The following is a 20,018-nucleotide window of genomic DNA, read 5'->3' as shown; positions in this document are numbered from 1 at the left end:
AGCCTCAGTGCTTGAAGTGGCGGACGCCGGTGAACACCATGGCGATCCCGGCATCATCGGCCGCCTTGATCACTTCATCGTCGCGCACCGAACCGCCGGGCTGGATCACCGCGGTGGCTCCGGCCTCGATGGCAACCAGCAAGCCATCGGCGAACGGGAAAAACGCGTCTGATGCGACGACCGATCCCTTGGTCATCGGCTCGGCGAGCTTCATCTCGGCGGCAGCATCTTGCGCCTTGCGGGCGGCGATGCGTGCGGAATCGATGCGGCTCATCTGGCCGGCGCCGATACCGACAGTGGCGAGGTCCTTGGCATAGACGATGGTGTTCGACTTGATGTGCTTGGCCACGCGGAATGCAAATTTGAGATCGCGCAGTTCGGCATCGGTCGGCTGACGCTTGGTCACGGCCTTCAGCACCATGTCGTCGACAACGGCATTGTCGCGGCTCTGGATCAGCATGCCGCCGGCCACGGTTTTGGCGGTAAAGCCTGGCGCGCGCGGATCCGGCAATGCACCGGCCAGCAGCAGGCGCAAGGTCTTCTTCGCGGCGACGATGGCGATGGCTTCCTCGGTGGCGTCGGGCGCCACGATCACTTCGGTGAAGATTTCCGTAATCACGCGTGCGGTGTCCGCATCGAGCGTCTTGTTCAGCGCAACGATGCCGCCGAATGCCGAGGTGGAATCGCAGGCTAGTGCCTTGCGATAGGCCTCGACCAGGCTGCTGCCTTCGGCGACGCCGCAAGGATTGGCGTGTTTGACGATGACACAGGCCGCGGTGCGCTTGGGATCGAACTCGGCGATCGCCTCATAGGCCGCGTCGGTGTCGTTGATATTGTTGTAGGACAGCTGCTTGCCCTGCACCTGCCGCGCCGAGGATACGCCGGGGCGCAGTTCGGGCGTGCGATAGAACGCAGCGGTCTGATGCGGGTTCTCGCCATAACGCAGCGCTTCGACGAGCTTGCCGCCGACGGCCCGGAAATCCGGCGCATCGATTTTGAGCTGATCGGCAAACCAGTTCGAGATCGCGGCGTCATAGGCGGCGGTGCGGGCATAGGCCTTGGCTGCCAGACGGCGGCGCAGCGTCAGCGTGGTCGCGCCCTTGTTGGTGGCAAGTTCGTCCAGCACTGACTGATAGTCAGAGGGCTCAACGACGACCGTGACATCGTCATGGTTCTTGGAGGCTGCGCGGATCATGGCCGGACCGCCGATGTCGATGTTCTCGATACAATCCTCATAGGAGGCGTTCTTCGCGACGGTCTCCTCGAACGGGTAGAGGTTCACGACGAGCAGATCGATCTGCGAAATGTCGTGATCCTTCATCGCCTTCCTGTGTTCGGGATTGTCGCGGATCGCGAGCAGGCCGCCATGGACCTTGGGATGCAGCGTCTTGACCCGGCCATCCATCATTTCCGGGAAGCCGGTGAGATCGGACACGTCGGAGACCTTCAGGCCCGCTGCGGCAATCGCCTTGGCGGTACCGCCGGTGGAGACGAGATCGATGCCGTGAGCGGACAGCGCCCGCGCAAATTCGATCAGCCCGGACTTATCGGAAACGGACAATAGAGCGCGGGTAACCTTGCGCGGATGGTCGGTCATGATGCGTATCCCGTGGGAGAAGACCGCCGCGTAGCATGGTTTCGCGGTGCAAGAAACCGCAAGGGCTTGCATGCCAGCAATTTCGTCGTGAATGCCTGATTTACAACGGTAATTCAGGCTCGCGGCGGGCATTGCGGCGGGCCGTGGTCTGCGACGGCGAGGAGGCCGAGCGGGCAAAGCTCCAGCGAATGCTGGAGGTCTGCTGGGCGTTCTGGTGGATTACGATCTGAGCCGTCCGGCGCGGCCCGTCATTGCCGGCCAGGAACACGCTGTCCTCGAGTTCGACCTTGTCGTCGAGGGCCTCGAAGGTCCAGACGTCGCGGTTCGGCAGTACCAGCATGACGCCGCGGGCGTCGCTGAGCCGGCTGGCCTTCACGGACGGATGCAGATGGAAGCGCAGGGCGTAGTCGGTATTGCTGCCCTTGAGCCGCGCCCCGGGGGCGGCCGCCACGATGTCTTCGCCTTCGAGTTTCGAGCCGTCCTCGGAGATCATCAGCACGCGCCGATGGGTGACGCCAAAACGCGGGTGGTAGCCGTCATGCGACGTAGTCAGCACGGTGCCACTTGAGGTGATCTCGCGATAGCTCTCGACCACATGCGGACCGTTGACGATCGGTGCGCCTTGCAGAAACTTCTTCATCGCGCCGCGCTCGATGAACTGGCACGACGAGGTGTTGTGATAGGTCATGGTCGAATGCGCGGGCGTGCCACGCGCGAAAGCACGCCAGTTGTCACGTCCGGTCGACGGCATCCCGCAATTGACGACGATGCGGCTTGGGCCGGAGGAGAGTTCAAACGACAACGTGCCGGCATGAGCATCGTGGCTGACACTCGGCGGCGGCGGTGGACCGGTGTCGATGATCACGGTCATCTGTCCGGCTTCGAGGCGTTGGAAGCCTGTATGCGGCATATGTGCCATCGGCACGCCATGGGTGTCGTCATAGGCCAGCAGTGTCGCCAGCAGATGCGACGGCGCATTGCTCATGCCGTTGAACAGCGCGAACGAGCCATCGCCGTGACGGAAGAACCGCAACATCGGCATCATGCGGTCGATGGCGTTCAGCAGCGCCGGGGGCGGTGCGATGTTGCGGGCAGCAAAGGTCTGCCGCAGCGGTAGGAGGTCGATCAGCAATTCGATCAGCGCGCCCGGATTGCGCGAGATATGCCCGCCATCCGGGAGAATCTGGCGCTGTAATTCGTCGGACAGTTTACGCGTGGCAGTGCGGATGTGGCGTGCCTGATTGGCGAGGCAGAGCGAGGCGTAACACAGCGCAATGAGCGCCTGCAGTTTCGGCACGCCGTCGGGTGCATGCGACAGCGCGTAGCGTAGCGAGCGAATCTCGCGGCTGAGTGTGCGGAGATAACGACGATAGAATTTGCCGTCGGTATCGCCGAGCACCAGCGGTGCCTGCGATAGCAACGAGATCACGCGGCGGGCAATGACGTCGGCGCGGCGTCCGACCGGGCGCTTGCGCGACGGATTCGACATCCAGTCGTCGATCAGCGAGCGGGCGTTGGCGCGGGTGATGGCAGTGTCGGCGGCGCGCAGATGCCGTAGCCAGCCGAAGCCGAGCAGCGAGACTTCCCAGTCTTCCGACGGCGGTTCCAGATCGAAGATCGAGCGGCCGTGACAGGTGACGATCTTGCCGGCAAAGACGAAGCGCCCCGCATAGATTTCGGCGGCGCGGGTGGCGTCGGTGGTGCGCAGGTCATGCGGCGCAATGATCAGGCGATCGGTGCGTCCGGGCCACAACCTCGCCAGTGCGGCCGATCCGCCGGACGCGCGCGACATCGCACTCCGCGCGAAGCGGCCGAGGATCAGCCTCGAGATACGTCTGCGATGAGCGACCACGCGCGCCTTGAACTGGAGAGAAAGGTTTGTTGCGAATCCTTTTAGCCGGAAACGCGGTCCGCACACAGTACAAGGAGGCCCCCTGTGGAAGCCTCGCGAATCGGGAGATTACTCTGTGAATATCAGGATTTAATCAGTCGCGCCGCATAGAAGCCATCGAGCCCGCCGAGCCGGGGGTCGGCATGGGGCAGATGGCTCGGCAAAGTGCGCAGATCGCCCTCGGGGGTGACGATCTCGGCAAGGCCGGCCACCTCGCTAGCGTCGGCGGGGGCGCGGCGCATGCTGGAATCCTTGGCCAACAGGTCGGCGATGGCCTGTTCACCTTCTTCGAGCTCCAGCGAACAGGTGCAATAGACTAGGGTTCCGCCAGGTTTCAGGATGGAAGCGGCCTTGTGCAGCAGGCGTCGCTGCAGCGCCGTCAGCATGACGATGTCGGAGTCCTGCTTCAGCCAGGCGACGTCGGGATGCCGCCGGATGGTGCCGGTGGAGGAGCAGGGCGCGTCCAGCAACACGCCATCAAAGCCTTCGCCGGGATATTCGGTGCCGTCGACGACGACGGTTTCGGCTTCCAGAGACAGACGCGCCAGATTCTCGCGCAGGCGCGCCACCCGGTTTGGCGAGCGATCCACGGCAGTGACTTGCGCTCCGCCATGAACCAGCTGTGCGGTCTTGCCGCCCGGTGCGGCGCAGAGGTCGACGATGCGCTTGCCCTTGAGGTCGCCGAACAGCCGCGCTGGCAATGCTGCCGCCGCGTCCTGTACCCACCACTGGCCGTCATTGAAGCCCGGCAGCATGGTCACCGAACCCTGCAGCAGGGTTCGGACGGAGCCTGTGGGGAGTACCTCGCCATGCAGGCGCGTGGCCCAGGCATCGGCTTCGGATTTGACAGTGAGATCGAGCGACGGCTCATAGCTCAGCGCCACGGCCACTTCCTTCGCGGTCGTCTCGCCGTAATGCGCCGTCCAGCGCGCCATCAGCCATGGCGGGATGTCGAGAGTCTGGGCGGCCACTTCGTCGATGAGCGGTTGGCCTTCACGCGCGCAGCGCCGCAACACGGCATTGACCAGCCCCGCATATTTCGCGGCCTTACGATCGGATTGCACCATGCGGACCGACAGGTCGACGGCAGCGTGATCCGGCACGTCCATCCAGAGGATCTGAGCAGCGCCGATCAGGAGCGCGCTTTGCGCACGCGGTGCATCTGTCGGAACACCGCGGTCGAGCAGGCGGGAGAGGATGTGCCCAAGCGTGCCGAGCCGGCGAAGGATCGTCGCAACCAGACGGCGCATCAGCGCGCGGTCGCGGTCAGACAGCGTTTTCAGGCCGGGATGGGCGGCCGCACCTTCGAGCTGGTCGTCGAGGGTCCGGTGCTTGTGCAAGACGCCGTCGAGAATATCCGCCGCAATCCGTCGCGCGGCGAGGCCGGGGACCTCGGTTGGCGGTGCGTATCTTACTTGCGACATACAAAAACATCACGACTGAGGGCGGGCAATGGCGCGGGCAGGCTCAGCATGCGGCCACTGGATGGGAGCGATTCTGTCGCATGCGAATATGCCAAATGTAAGAATCGCCCTTATATGCTCACAGTCGAACGGCAACTGTTCGACTGTGATTGATGTAACGCATGCCGCCCTTGCCGGTTCAGCAGGAAACCTGAGATGAACGACATTCCTTCCGAGTCCGCAACGCCTTTGCCAGAGCATGAGCCGGCACCGAAGAAAGTTTTGACGCCCGCCGCGCAGCGCGCGCTGGCCGAGGCGGAAGAGCGCCGGGCCGCAGCTGCAGCAAATACTGCGGCGAAAGCGAAAGAGTTTCAGGGACCTGAAGGTCCTGAGCCCACGCGCTTCGGCGATTGGGAGCGCAAGGGTATTGCGTCTGACTTCTAGCCGTCGCGTAATTGTAGCCAGATTCTTCTGGCTGGCTGTTTCGACTCACATTATCGCAGGACGATGACCCCAGCATCACGCATTCATCGTGCGTCGCCGTGGCGTTCCCGCATGTCCGCGGCGATGCCGTGGGTATTTGTGCTCGGCCTGGCCGCCGGCACCATGCTGCCGGTGAAGCGCTGGCTGCCATTCCTGCCTGGCGCGGATCAGACAGAGGCCGCCCGCGATTCCGAGGCGATCGTCAGGCGCGCTGGCAATGCTGAGGCTCGCTATCCGATCGAGATGCGCTATGCCATCGACGGCGACACTTTTGGCGCGCGCGTTCATCTTGGTTCCGGTGAAGACGTCAGCGTGCGCATTCGTTTGCGCGGCATCGATGCGCCGGAGCTGAAGGGGCAATGCGCGCGCGAGATTCAGAAGGCAGAAACCGCGACGGCCGCACTGACGAAGTTGCTCCGCGAGGGAAGCCTCACGATCTACAATATCGGGCCTGACAAATATCCCGGCCGCGTGGTCGCCGATGTGGCGACCAGGCAAACGCCCAACGTATCTGCAGCAATGCTCAACGCAGGGCACGCGCGCCCGTATGGTGGTGGTCATCGCAGCGGCTGGTGTGATGGCCGCTGAGATCAGCAAAACAAAAAGCTGCGCATCATGCGCGGCTTTTCAGAATAGCGAAGCTGCCAGCGATCAACGCTGAGTGACGATGACCGGCGTGCCGACCGAGACGCGCGAATAGAGGTCAGTGATGTCTTCGTTATACATACGCACGCAACCGTAAGAGACATAGCCGCCGATCGAATTGGGCCGGTTGGTGCCGTGGATGGCATATTCGCCGCCGGCGAGGGTCATCGCAGCAACGCCCATCGGATTGGCTGGCGAACCGCCCGCAATCACGTCCGGGATGTTCGGATTGTCACGCTTGACGTCGGCGGGCGGAGCCCAGGCCGGCTGGCGGTACTTGCCGTCGATCTTAGTCGCGCCGGCCCACTGTTTACCGGGCTTGCCGACGCCGACGGGATAGCGCACGGCCTGACCCTGTTCGAGCACGAGATACAGCTTACGCTCGTTGGTCTTCACGACGATGGTCCCGGGCGCATAATCGCCGCGGAAGCCGACCACATTGGGTGCGGCCTGCGCGGCGGGGGACATCAGGGCGCCAATGACAACGGTGGCTGCCAGCGCACCTGTAATCTTCAAGGACATCGATCTCTCCAGTTCGGCCCGGCCGTTGCGGCCGACGAGGTCGTGCCGCCCCTCAAGGCAGCGAAAACAATTGCACACGGGAAATTCTCGACCGGACGTGTAAACAACCGGTCTCTGCCGGCGCGGGGGAGTGCGCCAACGAGCGCCTAAAAAGGAAATCCGCTGAACAAAGTAAATGCCCGGAAAACAACACTCGCTCTAAATTGGTCAGCGGTGGCCATCTGCCCCTGACAATCGCGTGAGGGCAGCCAGATGCGATGCGTTGGAGGTCACTAGGCCAGCGTAAAGGCCTCATGGACGGCGGATTGTACCGCGCCGCCGAGGACAGCACCGCCGCCGGCCACATAGATCCAGTCGCCAATGACCGTGGCGCCGACCGCATGGCGCGGGGTCAGCATCGGTGCGTGGCTCTGCCAGGTGTCGGAGGCCGGATCGTAGCTCTCCATCTGTCCGTACACCTTGCCCTGGGTAAGCTGGCCGTTCTGCACCACGCCGGATTCGCCGCCCATGGCGAACAGCCGGTCGCGATACACGACAAGGCCATGGCCCGAACGCGTCGTCGGCAGCGCGGCGCGCAGCTCCCATGTGTCGCGCTCGGGCAGATACACATGGTGCAGATCGGTATTGTACTCGAACGTATTGAAACGTCCGCCGATCACATGGATCACGCCGCGCGTGGCGACGCAGCCGACATGGTCGCGCGCGCCGGGCAGTGCCTTGCGGGTCTCCCATTTGTCGGTCTTGGGATCATAGACCTCGTGCCAGCTGACACTGGCGCGCTCGGCCGCCGGCTCCGACGCGCCGCCGATCAGATGGATCTTGCCGTTCAGCGCAACGGCCGCACCGGCACCGCGCGGTCGCGGCAACGGCGCGATCGTATCCCAGCGGTTGGCGGCGACATCATAGGCATAGGCGTTCTGGTCCGAGCCGCGGTTCTGCTGCATGAAGCCGCCGAGCGCATAGACGCGGCCGGCATCGGCAGCGACCGAGACATGGTTTGCGCCGCGCGGCAGCGGCGCGGCGTCGAGCCATTGATCCGAAGCGGGGTCGTAGACGTGGTGATAGGGGCGGTCGACGCGGCCTTCACCATAGCCACCAACGATATGCATGCGATCGGCCCAGGATGTCGCCCAGGCCATCTCGCTGCGCGGCAAGGGTAGTGCAGCGCGCGATGTCCACTTGCCCTGCGGTCCCTTCGGCGCGGGACTCTCAGTGACGCGCTGCGCTTCCTGCTCAGGCGTCATGTGATGCGGCACGCCGCCCTGCAGTTTGGCGTAGGGCTCTTTCGACGGAGCGGCGGCGGGTAGTGCCGGATGACCGGCATGTTGTGCACGGGCGGAAACTCCGCCCGTCACAATTGCAGCACTTCCCAACACGAATGACCGACGATCCATCACATCACCCCATGTTGGTCGATAGATATGCGAGCAGTTACGCCCCCGGCTTCTTGTTCTGCCGGTGCTCGACGAGGTCGGTGACCACGGCGGGATCGGCCAGTGTCGATGTATCACCCAGAGATGACGGTTCGTCTTCGGCGATCTTGCGCAGGATACGGCGCATGATCTTGCCGGAGCGGGTCTTCGGTAGGCCCGGCGCAAACTGGATGAGGTCCGGCGAGGCGATCGGGCCGATATCCTTGCGGACCCAGGCGACCAGCTCCTTGCGCAGCTCTTCCGTCGGCTCGACGCCGTTCATCAGCGTGACATAAGCGTAGATGCCCTGGCCCTTGATGTCGTGCGGGTAGCCGACCACGGCGGCTTCCGACACCTTCTCATGCGCAACCAGCGAGGACTCCACTTCGGCGGTGCCCATGCGATGCCCGGACACGTTGATGACGTCATCGACGCGGCCGGTGATCCAGTAATAGCCGTCGGCATCGCGGCGGCAGCCGTCGCCGGTGAAGTACTTGTTCTTGTAGGTCGAGAAGTAAGTCTGCTCGAAGCGGGCGTGATCGCCATAGACCGTACGCATCTGGCCCGGCCACGACTTGGCAATGCAGAGATTACCCGAGGTCTCGCCCTCCAGCACTTTGCCATCGGCATCGACGATCTCAGGGACGACACCGAAGAACGGCCGCGTCGCCGAACCCGGCTTCAGCTTCGTGGCGCCGGGCAGCGGCGTGATAAGAATGCCGCCGGTTTCGGTCTGCCACCAGGTATCGACGATCGGCGCGCGTGCCTCACCGACCACGTGATAGTACCACTCCCAGGCTTCCGGATTGATCGGCTCGCCGACCGAGCCCAGCAGGCGCAGGCTCTTGCGCGAGGTCTTCTTTACCGGCTCGTCGCCGGCCTGCATCAGCGCGCGGATTGCAGTCGGCGCGGTGTAGAAGATGTTGACCTTGTGCTTGTCGATAACTTCCCAGAAGCGCGACATAGACGGATAGTTCGGCACGCCTTCGAACATCAGCGTTGTCGCGCCGTTGGCCAGCGGTCCGTAGAGAATGTAGCTATGACCGGTGACCCAGCCGACATCGGCGGTGCACCAGTAGATATCGCCCTCGTGATAATCGAACACATACTGATGTGTCATCGAGGCGAACAGCAGATAGCCACCAGTGGTGTGCAGCACACCCTTGGGCTGGCCGGTGGAACCTGACGTGTAGAGGATGAACAGCGGATCTTCCGCATTCATCGGCTCGCAGGGGCATTCGGTGGTGACGACTTCAGCGGCTTCGCGGTACCAGAAGTCACGGGCGGGATCCATGTTCACCGGTGTGCCGGTGTGCTTGACGACGACAACCCAGTCGACACCGCCGGCCTTGGCGACCGCGGCATCGACATTGTTCTTCAGCGGCACCTTCTTGCCACCGCGCAGGCCTTCATCGGCGGTGATGATGATCTTCGACTGGCAGTCGGTGATGCGCTGCGCCAGCGAGTCCGGCGAGAAGCCGGCGAAGACGACAGAGTGGATCGCGCCGATGCGGGCGCAGGCGAGCATCGCATAGGCCGCTTCCGGAATCATTGGCAGATAGATGGTGACGCGGTCGCCCTTGCCGACGTTGCGGTTGCGCAACACGTTGGCCATCTTGCAGACTTCGTCGTGCAGCTCCTGATAGCTGATGTGTTTCGACTGCGAGGGATCGTCACCTTCCCAGATGATCGCGGTCTGATTGGCGCGCTTCGGCAAATGCCGGTCGATGCAGTTATAGGCGGCGTTCAATACGCCATCCTCGAACCACTTGATCGAGATCTTGCCTGGGGCAAAGGACGTGTTTTCGATCTTGGTGGGGGCGTGGCTCCAGGCGAGGCGCTTGGCCTGCTCGGCCCAGAAGCCGTTGGAATCGCTGATCGAGCGCGCATACATCGCCTTGTATTTCGCGTCATCGACGAAGGCGCGCGTCGTCCACTCAGCCGGTACGTCGTAAATCTTGTCGGACATTGTCCCCTCCACCACCGTGCGACCGCTGCGCGAATTCGCCGCCAGCCGGTTCTCGTTGCGCGCAATATGCGCCGGCGCGAGATAGCTGGACAAGCGGGGCCGGACTAGGCCTTTGGTCGGTCGGCAAGGTCGCAGCCCCGATCACGTTCGCGTTTCGACGGCCCGGAAATTTCATCATAAAGCCATTTCGGCCGCTAAACGGTAACCAGTAACCGAAATTGCGCGCCTGTGGACTCGCAATAGTTGCGGGAAGCCCCTAAATCGCCCTCGCAGGGGCGGCCAAGCGGCCCGGAACCAAAAATCAATAAACGGCATTAGCAGAGACACAGGGCCGACGAGGCAGATAACACTATGATGGAACAGCAGAATTTCGCGCCTTCCCGGGCCGTTTCCGCCCGTTCCGTCGCGCGACCAGCCCGTATGGCCAAGCCAAGTCCTGCGAGTGTGGAGGTTTTGGCCCGTGAAATGGGCTTGAAGCTTGGCGATCAGTCCGAGCTGACGATCCGCCGGCTCAAGCGCGGAAAATCTTACTCCTTCGTCAGGGCCAACGGCACCCCGATCAAGCATGTCGGCACGATCAAGCGGCTGAATTCCATGGCGGTGCCCCCGGCCTATGCCGAAGTCCGCTATGCCGTTGATCCTACGTCGCATTTGCAGGCCGTAGGTCGCGATGCGGCCGGCCGGCTGCAATACCGCTATCACTCGGACTGGGAGAAGGTCCGCGAGCAGCGCAAGGCGCATCGGCTGGCGAAGCTGGTGGCGGCACTGCCGAAGATTCGTCGCAACGTTTCGGCGCTTCTGGCTGGCGACGAGCCGACGCGTGAGTTCGCGCTCGCCGCTGTCATCGAACTCGTCACGCGCACCGCGATCCGTGCCGGCAATGAGAGCTATATGAAGCTGTCAGGCACGCGCGGCGCTACAACACTGATGAAGTCGAACGTCCAGCTCGAAGACGATTGCATCGTGCTCGCCTTCAAGGCGAAAGGCGGCAAGGCCGTACGCAAGGAATGCAGCGCGACCAAGCTAGTGCGCGCGATCGGAATTTTGCATGACGTCCCCGGCAAGCGGCTGTTCCAGTATCGTGACAATGTCGGCCGCATCCACAAGGTCAATACGGCTGCGGTGAACGCGTTTCTGCGCGACATCGCCGGGATCAAGATTTCGCTGAAGGATTTTCGCACTCTGATGGCTTCGGCCACGGTGGCCGAAACGCTGTCGCGGATCGAACCGGCGGCGAGCGAGCGCGGTCGCAAGAAGCAGGTGCTCGACGCCGTGCGTTCGGCGGCGGACGAGTTGCAGAACACGGCGGCGATTTGCCGCAAGAGCTATGTGCACGACACCATCGTTACGGCCTTCGAGGATGGCGTCCTCGCTCGCATCGCCGCGACGCAGACGGGCTATCGCTCGCAATCGAAGCGCGAGCAGCTTCTGGCGCAGGTGGTGGCCGAGGCTGGCTGAGTCTCAGGCGAGCGTCCACACTGCGGTGTTTTTGATCTCGGCATCTTCGAGATCGCGCGTCACCGGCACCTTGTATTCGGTCAGCTTTCGCAATTTGTCCTTCGGCAGATAGCTGCGACCGGGATCGCCGATCAGCACCGTCGCACCGCGTACGGCCTGCGCTGATAGAAATGCAAAGGCGCTTTCTGCGGTGTCGCGTTCATAGAAAATATCGCCTGCCAGAATCGTTTGTGCGATGGGGACAGATGAGCCGCCGAGCAGATCGTCACCGCGAGCATTGATCGTAACGCTATTTTCAGCCGCGTTCAGTGTGATCGCCATGCGCGCAAAGGCGTCGATGTCATAGGCGAAGACACTGCTTGCCCCTGCCTTCATGGCGGCGATAGCCACAAGCCCCGATCCCGATGCGAGATCGATGACGGTCTTTCCAGCAACATGCTCGGGATGATCGATAACAAAGCGCGCCAGCGCCTGTCCGCCGGCCCAGGCAAAAGCCCAGAATGGCGGCGGCAATCCGGCCTCGCCGAGTTCTTCCTCCGTCTTGCTCCAAAGCGGCACGGCCTCGTCGGCCACGTGCAACATGATCTCCGGCACCAGCGGCACCGGCAGCAGGCGCGTATTGGTGCGGATGAAAGCAGCGGGGTCGGCGATCGCAGGTTTGGCCGCGCTGTGGGCGCTCACAGCCCGCCCATCTTGCAGAGCAGCTTCCATTCCTCGGCAGTGATCGGCGGTACCGACAGGCGAGACTGCTTCAGGATTGCGACGTCAGCAAGCTTCGGCTCAGCCTTGATCGCTGCCAGCGACACCGGCTTTGGTAGGTCTTGCACGGCCTTGACGTCGACGCAGACCCAGGGCGTTCCCGGCTCGGCGGTGGGATCGGGATGATGCTCCCTGATGATCTCGGCGATACCCACGATCTCCTTGCCGATATTCGAATGATAGAAGAAGGCGCGGTCGCCCTTCTTCATCTTCATCATGTTCAGCTTGGCGGTGTGGTTACGGATGCCGGTCCATTCGGTGCCCTTGGCACCGGCCTTTTTCTGCTCGTCCCACGACCAGGCGTCGGGCTCTGATTTGATCAGCCAATAGGCCATGCCTGCTATCCTTTTATAGTCTGATATCGATGGGTGTCCCCGGTGCGACCCGTGCCCAGATGTCCTCAATCTCGCGATTTGTCACGGCGACGCAACCATCCGTCCAGTCGCGGAGTAGATGGAGCTTGCCGAGCCAGCTCATGCCGTTGCGCAGGCCGTGGATCATAATGTCGCCGCCCGGCGCCACGCCTTGCTGCCGCGCACGCTCGCTGTCTTCAGTATTCGGATAGGAGACATGGAGCGCGAGGTGAAAGCGGCTGCGGCCGTTTTTCGAATCGATGACGTAGCGTCCTTCTGGCGTACGCCCGTCGCCTTCACGCGTCTTGTGGCCGGCCGGCGTGGAGCCCAGCGACACCGGATAGGTCGTGAGCACGGTGCCGCCGCGCGATAGCGTCAGCGTGCGGGCACTCTTGTCGACGGTGATGAGATCGGCTCGCTCTTCTGCCGCGACCAGTTCGGGAAATCGGCGACTGAGCTGCAGGAAGTCCCAACCGACGAAAAATGCACCCGCTGACAGCAGGAGCATCGCAGCGGCCAGCACATAGTTCCGAACCGACAGACTCATCCTTCTGCCTTGAACGGCCGCGTCAGCAGGCCATCGATCGCCTGATCGATGGTTGCCTGGCCGGCCAGAATTGCTGCCACGGCTTTTGCCACCGGCATATCGACGCCCTTCGATGTCGCAAGCTCGATCAGCACGGGCGCCGTGAACTCACCCTCGGCGAGTTTGCCGCGGGCCGGCTGTTCGCCGCGGCCGAGCGCCACACCAAGTGAAAAATTGCGCGACTGCGCGCTCGAACAGCTCAGGATCAGGTCGCCCAATCCTGACAGGCCCGACAGCGTCTCGGTGCGCGCGCCGCATGCGATGCCTAGCCGTAGTAACTCACTGAAGCCGCGCGTGGTGAGTGCTGCGAGGGCCGAGGCGCCCAGTTCCTTGCCGGCGACGATGCCTGCGGCAATCGCCAGTACATTCTTCGCCGCGCCGCCGATCTCGACGCCGCGCACATCGGTGGAGTGATAGGGACGGAACGTTGCCGAACCCAAGGCCTGCACGAGTGCGACAGCGACATCTTCGTCGGCGCAAGCGAGCGTCACGGCCGTGGGCAAGCCAGCCGCGACATCGTCAGCAAAATTCGGTCCCGACAGAATGGCAGGGGTCGCATGCGGTGCGACGTCGGCGATGACCTCCGTCATGAATTTGTGGCTGCCGCGCTCGATGCCTTTGGCGCATGCGACCACCGGAATGCCCGCCGGCAATAGCGGCGCGAGCGCCGTCAATGCCTCGCGCAATTGCTGCGAGGGGACTGCGAGCAGAATGATATCGGCGCGTGCCGCCAGCGAAAGATCGGCGGTGACGAAGACGGACTCATCGATGGTAGCGCCGGGCAGCCGTGGATTGGCACGCGATACCTGCATCAGCTCGGCAGCCGCAGTGGAGCGCGCATAGAGTACGACGTCGCGGCCAGCGCGCGCAGCGACATCAGCCAGTGCCGTGCCATAGGCACCGGCCCCGATCACCGCCACTGAGTTGAAGTCGGCCATGGTGTTCCAGTCAGTAAGCCGCGCGGGATTTGGAATGGCCTGCCGGCGCCTTGGCGTCAGCGTCGAGCAGCCAGCGAGCGCGGGGCGGTGCTTCCATCGTGTCGGTGAGTCCTAGCGCAAGGCGCTCTGCGCCGGCCCAGGCGATCATCGCGCCGTTGTCAGTGCACAGTGCCGGGGGCGGGATGATCAGTGTGGTCTGCGCTTTTCCGGCGACGGCCTGCAGCGCGCCGCGGATCGCCTGGTTGGAGGCGACACCGCCGGCTGCGACCAGCGCATGCGGTGGGCCGAATTGGTCTTCGAACAGTTTGAGGCCGACGCTCAATCGATCCGCCGTCGATTCCAGCGCCGCTGCCTGGAAGCTGGCGCAGAGATCCGCGATGTCCTGCTCTTCCAGCGGAATGAGACGGCTGGCTTCGTTACGGACCGCAGTCTTGAGACCTGAGAGCGAAAAATTCGCATCGGGCCGGCCGAGCATCGGTCGCGGAAAGGCGAAGCGCTTGGGATCACCGCCCGATGCGGCGCGTTCCACCTGCGGGCCGCCGGGATAGGGCAGGCCGAGCATCTTGGCGACCTTGTCGAAGGCTTCCCCCATGGCGTCGTCGACGGTGGTGCCGAGTCGGACATAGTGGCCGACGCCGAGCACCGCGACGATCTGGGTGTGACCCCCGGAAACGAGAAACAGGCAATACGGAAACGCCAGCGCAGTGGTCAGCCGCGGCGTCAGCGCATGGGCCTCGAGATGGTTCACGGCCACCAGAGGCGTGTCATGCACCATCGCGATAGCCTTGGCGGTGGTGAGACCTACGATGACGCCACCGATCAGACCGGGCCCGGCTGCCGCCGCCACGCCGGTCAGTTGCGCGAAATTGACGTCGGCGTCCTTCATGGCGCGGCCGACAATGCCATCTAGCAGGTCGATATGGGCGCGCGCGGCGATTTCGGGCACCACGCCGCCATAGGGGGCGTGGTCGCCGATCTGTGAATGGACGATATTGGACAGGATCTTGCCGCTGCCGTCGGACTGGCGTTCGATGACGGCGGCCGCGGTTTCATCGCAGGTCGTCTCGATTCCCAGCACCAGCATCGGTTGGTCGGTGGTCACTATCGGTCCTTGCTAAATCAGCCAAATCCGGGCTTTTCCTGTCCCCGGCGTAGCATTGCGGGGTCGCAAGGTGCAATCACTCGATGCCCTGTGTGACATGCGAGACCCCCGAAACCGGACCTCAGATATGGCTATTCTCGTCACTCGCCCACAGCCGGACAATACCAGCACCGCTGCAGCCTTACGCGCGCGGGGCTTCGAGGTGCTGGCGGCACCGATGCTGCGCTTCGAAAAGGTGTTGCTGTCCATCGATGCCGATGCGGATTTCGGCGCGGTGATCGTGACGTCGGCCAATGCACTGCGCGCCCTTGCCGATCAGCCCGTGCAGGCAGCCCTGCTTCGCCTGCCGCTGTTCGCGGTCGGCGACCGGACCGCCGAGGTCGCGCGCAATCTCGGCTTCGCCAGGGTCATATCCGCCGAAGGTGATGCTGCGGCACTGCGGGACCTGTTGATGGAGAGCAGCAAGAGCAAGTTGCTGAACAAGGATCGCCCGCTCGTTTATCTGGCCGGCGCCGATCTGGCGCGGGATCTCGCCGGCGAACTCGGTGCGCGCGGCTTCGCGGTGGTGACACAGACCACCTACCGGATGATGCCGGTTGCCGATCTGCCGCATGATGTTTCGGCGGCCTTCGTGGCCGGTAAGGTCGAGGCCGTGCTGCATTATTCGCGGCGAAGCGCCCGGGCCTTCTTTCAGGCGGCTGGGCTTTCAGGGGTCGAAATCGCTGCCCTCGCAGTTCCACATTATTGCCTTTCGGCTGCGGTCGGCACGATTGCGCACGATGCCGGAGCGAGCCAGGTCGTGGTAGCTCAAACCCCGGACGAAAATGCCCTGTTCGCGGCGCTGGACCGTGCCATCGCGCCATTATCACGTTAAGACTGCTGTGACCAAATCCGGATAGGGATCGGGCATGTTACGAGGGAACCGACGCGATGGCCGACGATAGCGATACAGGATCGTCTCCCGATGCCGGTCGGCCCAAACGCCCGCCGCCAACCATCGAATTGACGGCTGCAGACGTCACCGAGCGCCCGGCTGCTGCGGAATCTGCGGCACCGGAAATACCGTCGGAGGCTGTCGATACCGCGCCGTCGGATATGCCGCCGTTCGAACCTGCCGGGGAGGCTGTGGCCGAAAAGTCCGCGCCTGCGCGCGCACCTGTGCTGGTTCCCGCTGCGGTTGGCGCGGTTGCCGGTGCGCTTGTCGCCGGCATCGCCTGGTTCGGTCTGAGCGGAAGCGCATCGAGCGACAAGGCTGATGTGGATGCATTGGCCTCTCGCATCGCGCAGATCGAAGCGCGCCCCGCCATTGCGCCGGATACGGGCCTGGCGACGCGGATCGATACGCTCGAGAAATCCATCGCGGGATTGCGCGGCGATCTTACCGCCGCGAAGACGCAATCGGACCGTGTCGTCGCCGATCTCAATCAACTTAAATCCGCGCCCCGCCCGGCCGCCGGTGTGGTCGATCTCGGGCCGATCAATGAGCGGCTCGGGCAGATCGAACGCGCCGCCAGCGAGCTGAAGTCTTCAGCGGCCCAACAGAATATCAAACCCGTCGATGACACAGCCTTGCGCCGTGTCGTTGCGGCATCATTGCTCGATACATCGGTGCGTCAAAGCGAGCCCTATGCGGCCGCACTCGCAGCCGTCAAACCGCTCGCAAGCAATGCCAATCAATTGAAACCGCTCGACGCATTTGCAGCGACGGGTGTGCCGAATGCAGCCGCGCTCAGCCGTGAATTGCTTGTATTGCTGCCGAAGCTGACACCGGCTCCGGCGGAGACGCCTGCCGCAGGCGTCGGTCTTATGGATCGCTTGCAAGCCGGCGCCGCCAGGCTGGTCCGTCTTGAGCGCACCGATGCTCCCGGTGCAGGTAACAACAGCGGCACCATCTCACGCGTCGCCGTTGCAGCGCGCAGCAACGATATCGCCGTGGCCAAGCGTGAGTTGCTCACGTTGCCTGCCGCCGATCGCGCGGCGGTTCAGCCCTGGCTCGATAAGGTTGATGCGCGCGATGCAGCGCTCGCGGCTTCACGACAATTCGCAGCCGACGCGATGGCAGCGCTCTCCAAACCGGCGCCATAGGAATCCGATGTTTCGTATCATTCTGTTCCTCGTGTTGATCGCGCTGGCTGCAGCTGGCGCGGCGTGGGTGGCTGACCAGCCCGGCGATGTTGTGTTGTCGTGGGGCAACTGGCGTGCCGCGCCGTCGTTGCCTGTATTCATACTGGTGCTCGGCCTCATCGTCGTCGCCGCGATGCTGGCCTGGTCACTCTTGCGTGGCTTGTGGCGCGCGCCTGAGCAGATGCGCCGCCGTGGCCGCGAAAAACGTCTGGCGCGGGGACGTCAGGCGATCACCCATGGCCTGCTCGCGATCGGGCAGGGCGATGGCCACTCTGCGCGGCGTCATGCCGATATTGCCAAGCGTTTGACGGCTGAAGATCCGCTCGCTCTATTGCTGCAAGCTCAATCCGCGCAGCTCGATGGCGATCGCGCTGGTGCGCATCGCGCCTTCCAGGCGATGGCTGAGCGCGGAGATACGCGGCTTCTCGGTCTGCGCGGCCTGTTCATCGAGGCGCAGCGCAGTGACGATCCGGTGGCCGCCGTCACGATCGCCGAAGAAGCGTTGAAACTATCGCCGGGATCGACATGGGCCTCGCAGGCTGTGCTCGGCTTCCGCTGCGCGCAGGGCGACTGGACCGGCGCGCTGAAAATCCTCGATCACAATTTCGCCTCCGGGCTGATCGATCGCGCGACATTTCGCCGGCAGCGCGGCGTGTTGCTCACGGCGCGTGCGCTGGAACTGGAAACCGGAGATCGCGACCTGTCTCGCGAGAGTGTGACGGAGGCGATCAAGCTTGCGCCAACTCTGGTGCCGGCCGCCGTTCTTGCCAGCCGATTCCAGAGCGAGGCGCATCAGACCCGCCGGGCGATGAAGATCATCGAGACAGCGTGGCTGGCGCAGCCGCATCCGGATCTCGCCGACGCCTATGCCCATGTGAAGCTCGGCGATTCGGCGCGGCAGCGGCTGGTGCGTGTCGAGACGCTGGCGTCGAAAGCGCCAGGCCATATCGAAGGCGCGCTGGCGATCGCCCGCGCGGCCATCGATGCAGCCGAATTCACACGCGCCCGCGAAGCACTGGCGCCATTCACGACCGACTCCACCCAGCGCGTCGCGATGCTGATGGCGGAAATCGAACGTACCGAACATGGCGACAGCGGCCGCGCCCGTGCCTGGACATTGCGTGCCGTGCGCGCGTTGCATGATCCGGTCTGGACCGCCGACGGCTATGTGTCCGATCGCTGGCGGCCGGTGTCGCCAGTCACCGGCCGGATCGACGCGTTCCAGTGGCAGACGCCGCTGGCTGCGCTGCCGTCGGACAAGGCCTCGACCATCGAGACCGAAATCTTGCGCGAAACCGTCCTGGCTCCGCCGCCCGCGATGCCGAAACCGGTGGCGCCCATACCGGCCGAAGTCACACCCTCCGCGCCGGCTCAGGACTTCGCGGCGGAACCTGAGGTGTCGCCACAGTCCGAACCGGTAGCCGATACCGCGCCCGAGCCCGCCGAGGCGCCGCCACCGCCCCCGAAGCCGGCCCCCACGCCGCCACCGCTGTTCCGCGACCGCAGCGATATCGCCAGTGCCGCGAAGCCCGCTGTGGCCATTCCGGCCGTCATTCCCATCGTCCGCCCGCCAGACGATCCCGGCGTGGACGAGGCGGACGATTATCGCGATGAATTCGCCGAACTGAACGCAGGCCAGCAACAGGGCGGTTGGCGCGGTTTTCTGCGCCGCTGGGGCGGCTGACGCCCCTGATTCAGGCCGAAATGGTCGGTTTCGGCAGTTGGTTCGCTCAGCTTTTCGGCCACCGAAGACGTCTCGGCTTCTTGCAAAGCGGAGCCCCGGGCGATATCAGATGCCCCAGCGTTTTCGGCCGAAAAGCCGAATCGCCGCTTGGTTCGCCGCAATAGCTCAGTTGGTAGAGCACGTCATTCGTAATGACGGGGTCACAGGTTCGAGTCCTGTTTGCGGCACCATCTGCGCTTCGGCGCCATATTCTCAGTCACAACGATCAGTCGCAGCTTCGGCGTCTCATGTGGCGGTGGCAGGCATTTCCAGGTCGGCCCAGATCTGCGCGAAATAGGCTTGGAACGCGGCGTCGGTGCGCAGCGCTACGGGATCGCGGCCTGCCTTGGGCAGATCGATGACATGGAGCGCCCTCACCGTTGCCGGGCGTGCACTGAGCACCAGAACCCGGTCGGCCATGGCAATGGCTTCGCCAATATCATGGGTGACAAGAATGGCGCTCTTGCCGTTTTCGGCGATGATGCGTGACACATCGGCCTGCAACAGCAGGCGGGTTTGGAAGTCCAGCGCCGAAAACGGCTCATCCAGCAGAATCACCTGCGGATCGAAGGCCAGCGTACGCATGATCGCTACGCGTTGGCGCATGCCACCGGACAAGGTTGCGGGCTTGGCATGTTCGAAGCCGGCGAGGCCGTAGGCGCGGATCAGTTTGGTGGCGATCTCCCGCGACGTCTGACGCGGTGCTCCGCGCACCTCCAAACCGAGCATCACATTGTCGATGACGGAACGCCACGGCAGCAGCAGATCCTTCTGGAGCATATAGCCGACATGTCCTGCGGCATCGTCGACACGGATGCCCCCGACCTCGACATGCCCCCGTGTCGGCTTCAGCAGACCGGCGATGACATTGAACAATGTGGACTTGCCACAGCCGGACGGACCGACAATGGCCAGCGTTTCGCCCTGCCGCAGTTCAAAGCTAACGTCGCGGATGGCCTCGACAAACTGCTTGCCGGTTCCGAAGGATGCGCCGACCTGTTCGGCCTTGAGCACAGTGGATGTGGACGACGACGTTGCGATTTGCGTCATGAC

18 protein-coding genes and 1 tRNA gene are annotated in these 20,018 nt (G+C 63.7%); 7 read left to right on the top strand and 12 right to left on the bottom strand.

Features of this window, described 5'->3' with window-relative positions:
• Positions 1 to 4 precede the first annotated feature (4 nt).
• The 3 genes from purH to AB8A27_RS24875 form a co-directional block, all read right to left on the bottom strand.
• Positions 5 to 1,597 (bottom strand): bifunctional phosphoribosylaminoimidazolecarboxamide formyltransferase/IMP cyclohydrolase, encoded by a 1,593-nt coding sequence (purH, locus tag AB8A27_RS24885; RefSeq protein WP_441244198.1) that lies wholly within the window; start codon positions 1,595 to 1,597, stop codon positions 5 to 7.
• A gap of 100 nt (positions 1,598 to 1,697) precedes the next feature.
• On the bottom strand, positions 1,698 to 3,389 hold the full coding sequence (locus AB8A27_RS24880; protein ID WP_441244197.1) for a heparinase II/III family protein: 1,692 nt from the start codon (positions 3,387 to 3,389) through the stop codon (positions 1,698 to 1,700).
• A 182-nt stretch (positions 3,390 to 3,571) separates the two neighbouring features.
• Positions 3,572 to 4,912, bottom strand: coding sequence for an RsmB/NOP family class I SAM-dependent RNA methyltransferase (locus AB8A27_RS24875; protein WP_441244196.1), 1,341 nt, complete (start codon positions 4,910 to 4,912; stop codon positions 3,572 to 3,574).
• A gap of 195 nt (positions 4,913 to 5,107) precedes the next feature.
• On the opposite strand from AB8A27_RS24875, the gene AB8A27_RS24870 reads away from it, so the two are divergent.
• Together AB8A27_RS24870 and AB8A27_RS24865 are read left to right on the top strand one after the other, a co-directional pair.
• Positions 5,108 to 5,335, top strand: a complete 228-nt coding sequence (locus AB8A27_RS24870; RefSeq protein WP_441244195.1) for a DUF1674 domain-containing protein — start codon at positions 5,108 to 5,110, stop codon at positions 5,333 to 5,335.
• 111 nt (positions 5,336 to 5,446) lie between these two features.
• Positions 5,447 to 5,962 (top strand): thermonuclease family protein, encoded by a 516-nt coding sequence (locus AB8A27_RS24865; protein WP_441244194.1) that lies wholly within the window; start codon positions 5,447 to 5,449, stop codon positions 5,960 to 5,962.
• Between the two features lie 63 nt (positions 5,963 to 6,025).
• Here the strand turns inward: AB8A27_RS24865 and AB8A27_RS24860 are convergent, their stop codons facing one another.
• The 3 genes from AB8A27_RS24860 to acs all read right to left on the bottom strand — a co-directional run bounded on the left by AB8A27_RS24860 (position 6,026) and on the right by acs (position 9,922).
• A complete protein-coding gene (locus AB8A27_RS24860; protein ID WP_441244193.1) occupies positions 6,026 to 6,541 on the bottom strand; it encodes a L,D-transpeptidase in 516 nt (171 codons plus the stop codon).
• Between the two features lie 272 nt (positions 6,542 to 6,813).
• Positions 6,814 to 7,935 carry a Kelch repeat-containing protein gene (locus AB8A27_RS24855; RefSeq protein WP_441244192.1) on the bottom strand — a complete coding sequence of 374 codons (1,122 nt, stop codon included), beginning with the start codon at positions 7,933 to 7,935 and terminating at the stop codon, positions 6,814 to 6,816.
• Positions 7,936 to 7,972: 37 nt separating this feature from the next.
• Positions 7,973 to 9,922 (bottom strand): acetate--CoA ligase, encoded by a 1,950-nt coding sequence (gene acs / locus AB8A27_RS24850; RefSeq protein WP_441244191.1) that lies wholly within the window; start codon positions 9,920 to 9,922, stop codon positions 7,973 to 7,975.
• Between the two features lie 351 nt (positions 9,923 to 10,273).
• Between acs and AB8A27_RS24845 the strand changes: the two genes are divergently transcribed.
• Positions 10,274 to 11,380 carry a DNA topoisomerase IB gene (locus AB8A27_RS24845; RefSeq protein ID WP_441244190.1) on the top strand — a complete coding sequence of 369 codons (1,107 nt, stop codon included), beginning with the start codon at positions 10,274 to 10,276 and terminating at the stop codon, positions 11,378 to 11,380.
• 3 nt (positions 11,381 to 11,383) lie between these two features.
• Here AB8A27_RS24845 and AB8A27_RS24840 read toward each other — a convergent pair whose 3' ends face one another.
• Genes AB8A27_RS24840 through tsaD form a run of 5 tightly spaced genes read right to left on the bottom strand, consistent with a single transcriptional unit; the run spans position 11,384 to position 15,100 of the window.
• Entirely contained in the window at positions 11,384 to 12,091 is a 708-nt protein-coding gene (locus tag AB8A27_RS24840) for a class I SAM-dependent methyltransferase (protein ID WP_441244189.1), read from the bottom strand.
• A complete protein-coding gene (locus AB8A27_RS24835) occupies positions 12,058 to 12,474 on the bottom strand; it encodes an EVE domain-containing protein (protein WP_115033147.1) in 417 nt (138 codons plus the stop codon). Before AB8A27_RS24835 ends, AB8A27_RS24840 begins: the two co-directional genes overlap by 34 nt.
• 13 nt (positions 12,475 to 12,487) lie before the next feature.
• Complete coding sequence (locus AB8A27_RS24830; RefSeq protein ID WP_441244188.1) at positions 12,488 to 13,039, bottom strand: L,D-transpeptidase family protein; 552 nt, start codon at positions 13,037 to 13,039, stop codon at positions 12,488 to 12,490.
• Entirely contained in the window at positions 13,036 to 14,016 is a 981-nt protein-coding gene (locus AB8A27_RS24825; RefSeq protein ID WP_441244187.1) for an NAD(P)H-dependent glycerol-3-phosphate dehydrogenase, read from the bottom strand. Before AB8A27_RS24825 ends, AB8A27_RS24830 begins: the two co-directional genes overlap by 4 nt.
• Before the next feature lie 10 nt (positions 14,017 to 14,026).
• Entirely contained in the window at positions 14,027 to 15,100 is a 1,074-nt protein-coding gene (gene tsaD, locus AB8A27_RS24820; protein ID WP_441245018.1) for a tRNA (adenosine(37)-N6)-threonylcarbamoyltransferase complex transferase subunit TsaD, read from the bottom strand.
• 145 nt (positions 15,101 to 15,245) lie between these two features.
• Here tsaD and AB8A27_RS24815 point away from each other — a divergent pair, with 145 nt between their 5' ends.
• The 4 genes from AB8A27_RS24815 to AB8A27_RS24800 all read left to right on the top strand — a co-directional run bounded on the left by AB8A27_RS24815 (position 15,246) and on the right by AB8A27_RS24800 (position 19,156).
• Entirely contained in the window at positions 15,246 to 15,992 is a 747-nt protein-coding gene (locus tag AB8A27_RS24815) for a uroporphyrinogen-III synthase (RefSeq protein ID WP_441244186.1), read from the top strand.
• A 56-nt stretch (positions 15,993 to 16,048) separates the two neighbouring features.
• Positions 16,049 to 17,203, top strand: a complete 1,155-nt coding sequence (locus AB8A27_RS24810) for a COG4223 family protein (RefSeq protein ID WP_441244185.1) — start codon at positions 16,049 to 16,051, stop codon at positions 17,201 to 17,203.
• Between the two features lie 7 nt (positions 17,204 to 17,210).
• Positions 17,211 to 18,926, top strand: coding sequence for a heme biosynthesis protein HemY (locus AB8A27_RS24805; RefSeq protein WP_441244184.1), 1,716 nt, complete (start codon positions 17,211 to 17,213; stop codon positions 18,924 to 18,926).
• Positions 18,927 to 19,080: 154 nt separating this feature from the next.
• Positions 19,081 to 19,156 (top strand) — tRNA-Thr (locus tag AB8A27_RS24800).
• 55 nt (positions 19,157 to 19,211) lie between these two features.
• Here AB8A27_RS24800 and AB8A27_RS24795 read toward each other — a convergent pair.
• Positions 19,212 to 20,015, bottom strand: a complete 804-nt coding sequence (locus AB8A27_RS24795; protein WP_441244183.1) for an ABC transporter ATP-binding protein — start codon at positions 20,013 to 20,015, stop codon at positions 19,212 to 19,214.
• Positions 20,016 to 20,018: the final 3 nt, after the last annotated feature.

The organism is Tardiphaga sp. 768_D3_N2_1 (genome assembly GCF_052076105.1).
Classification (GTDB): domain Bacteria; phylum Pseudomonadota; class Alphaproteobacteria; order Rhizobiales; family Xanthobacteraceae; genus Tardiphaga.
Note: the sequence above shows the minus strand (reverse complement) of the source record. Positions and strands in the feature narration are given on the sequence as shown.

What these genes read in the sequence shown, in the direction of transcription:
- AB8A27_RS24865 (WP_441244194.1), top strand. Translation starts at nt 5,447, where the DNA reads ATGTCCGCGGCGATGCCGTGGGTATTTGTGCTCGGCCTGGCCGCCGGC.
- AB8A27_RS24860 (WP_441244193.1), bottom strand. Translation starts at nt 6,541, where the DNA reads ATGTCCTTGAAGATTACAGGTGCGCTGGCAGCCACCGTTGTCATTGGC.
- AB8A27_RS24815 (WP_441244186.1), top strand. Translation starts at nt 15,246, where the DNA reads ATGGCTATTCTCGTCACTCGCCCACAGCCGGACAATACCAGCACCGCT.
- AB8A27_RS24845 (WP_441244190.1), top strand. Translation starts at nt 10,274, where the DNA reads ATGATGGAACAGCAGAATTTCGCGCCTTCCCGGGCCGTTTCCGCCCGT.
- AB8A27_RS24825 (WP_441244187.1), bottom strand. Translation starts at nt 14,016, where the DNA reads ATGGCCGACTTCAACTCAGTGGCGGTGATCGGGGCCGGTGCCTATGGC.
- tsaD (WP_441245018.1), bottom strand. Translation starts at nt 15,100, where the DNA reads ATGCTGGTGCTGGGAATCGAGACGACCTGCGATGAAACCGCGGCCGCC.
- AB8A27_RS24855 (WP_441244192.1), bottom strand. Translation starts at nt 7,935, where the DNA reads ATGGATCGTCGGTCATTCGTGTTGGGAAGTGCTGCAATTGTGACGGGC.
- AB8A27_RS24880 (WP_441244197.1), bottom strand. Translation starts at nt 3,389, where the DNA reads ATGTCGCGCGCGTCCGGCGGATCGGCCGCACTGGCGAGGTTGTGGCCC.
- AB8A27_RS24805 (WP_441244184.1), top strand. Translation starts at nt 17,211, where the DNA reads ATGTTTCGTATCATTCTGTTCCTCGTGTTGATCGCGCTGGCTGCAGCT.
- acs (WP_441244191.1), bottom strand. Translation starts at nt 9,922, where the DNA reads ATGTCCGACAAGATTTACGACGTACCGGCTGAGTGGACGACGCGCGCC.
- AB8A27_RS24795 (WP_441244183.1), bottom strand. Translation starts at nt 20,015, where the DNA reads ATGACGCAAATCGCAACGTCGTCGTCCACATCCACTGTGCTCAAGGCC.
- AB8A27_RS24810 (WP_441244185.1), top strand. Translation starts at nt 16,049, where the DNA reads ATGGCCGACGATAGCGATACAGGATCGTCTCCCGATGCCGGTCGGCCC.
- AB8A27_RS24875 (WP_441244196.1), bottom strand. Translation starts at nt 4,912, where the DNA reads ATGTCGCAAGTAAGATACGCACCGCCAACCGAGGTCCCCGGCCTCGCC.
- AB8A27_RS24835 (WP_115033147.1), bottom strand. Translation starts at nt 12,474, where the DNA reads ATGGCCTATTGGCTGATCAAATCAGAGCCCGACGCCTGGTCGTGGGAC.
- purH (WP_441244198.1), bottom strand. Translation starts at nt 1,597, where the DNA reads ATGACCGACCATCCGCGCAAGGTTACCCGCGCTCTATTGTCCGTTTCC.
- AB8A27_RS24870 (WP_441244195.1), top strand. Translation starts at nt 5,108, where the DNA reads ATGAACGACATTCCTTCCGAGTCCGCAACGCCTTTGCCAGAGCATGAG.
- AB8A27_RS24830 (WP_441244188.1), bottom strand. Translation starts at nt 13,039, where the DNA reads ATGAGTCTGTCGGTTCGGAACTATGTGCTGGCCGCTGCGATGCTCCTG.
- AB8A27_RS24840 (WP_441244189.1), bottom strand. Translation starts at nt 12,091, where the DNA reads ATGGAAGCTGCTCTGCAAGATGGGCGGGCTGTGAGCGCCCACAGCGCG.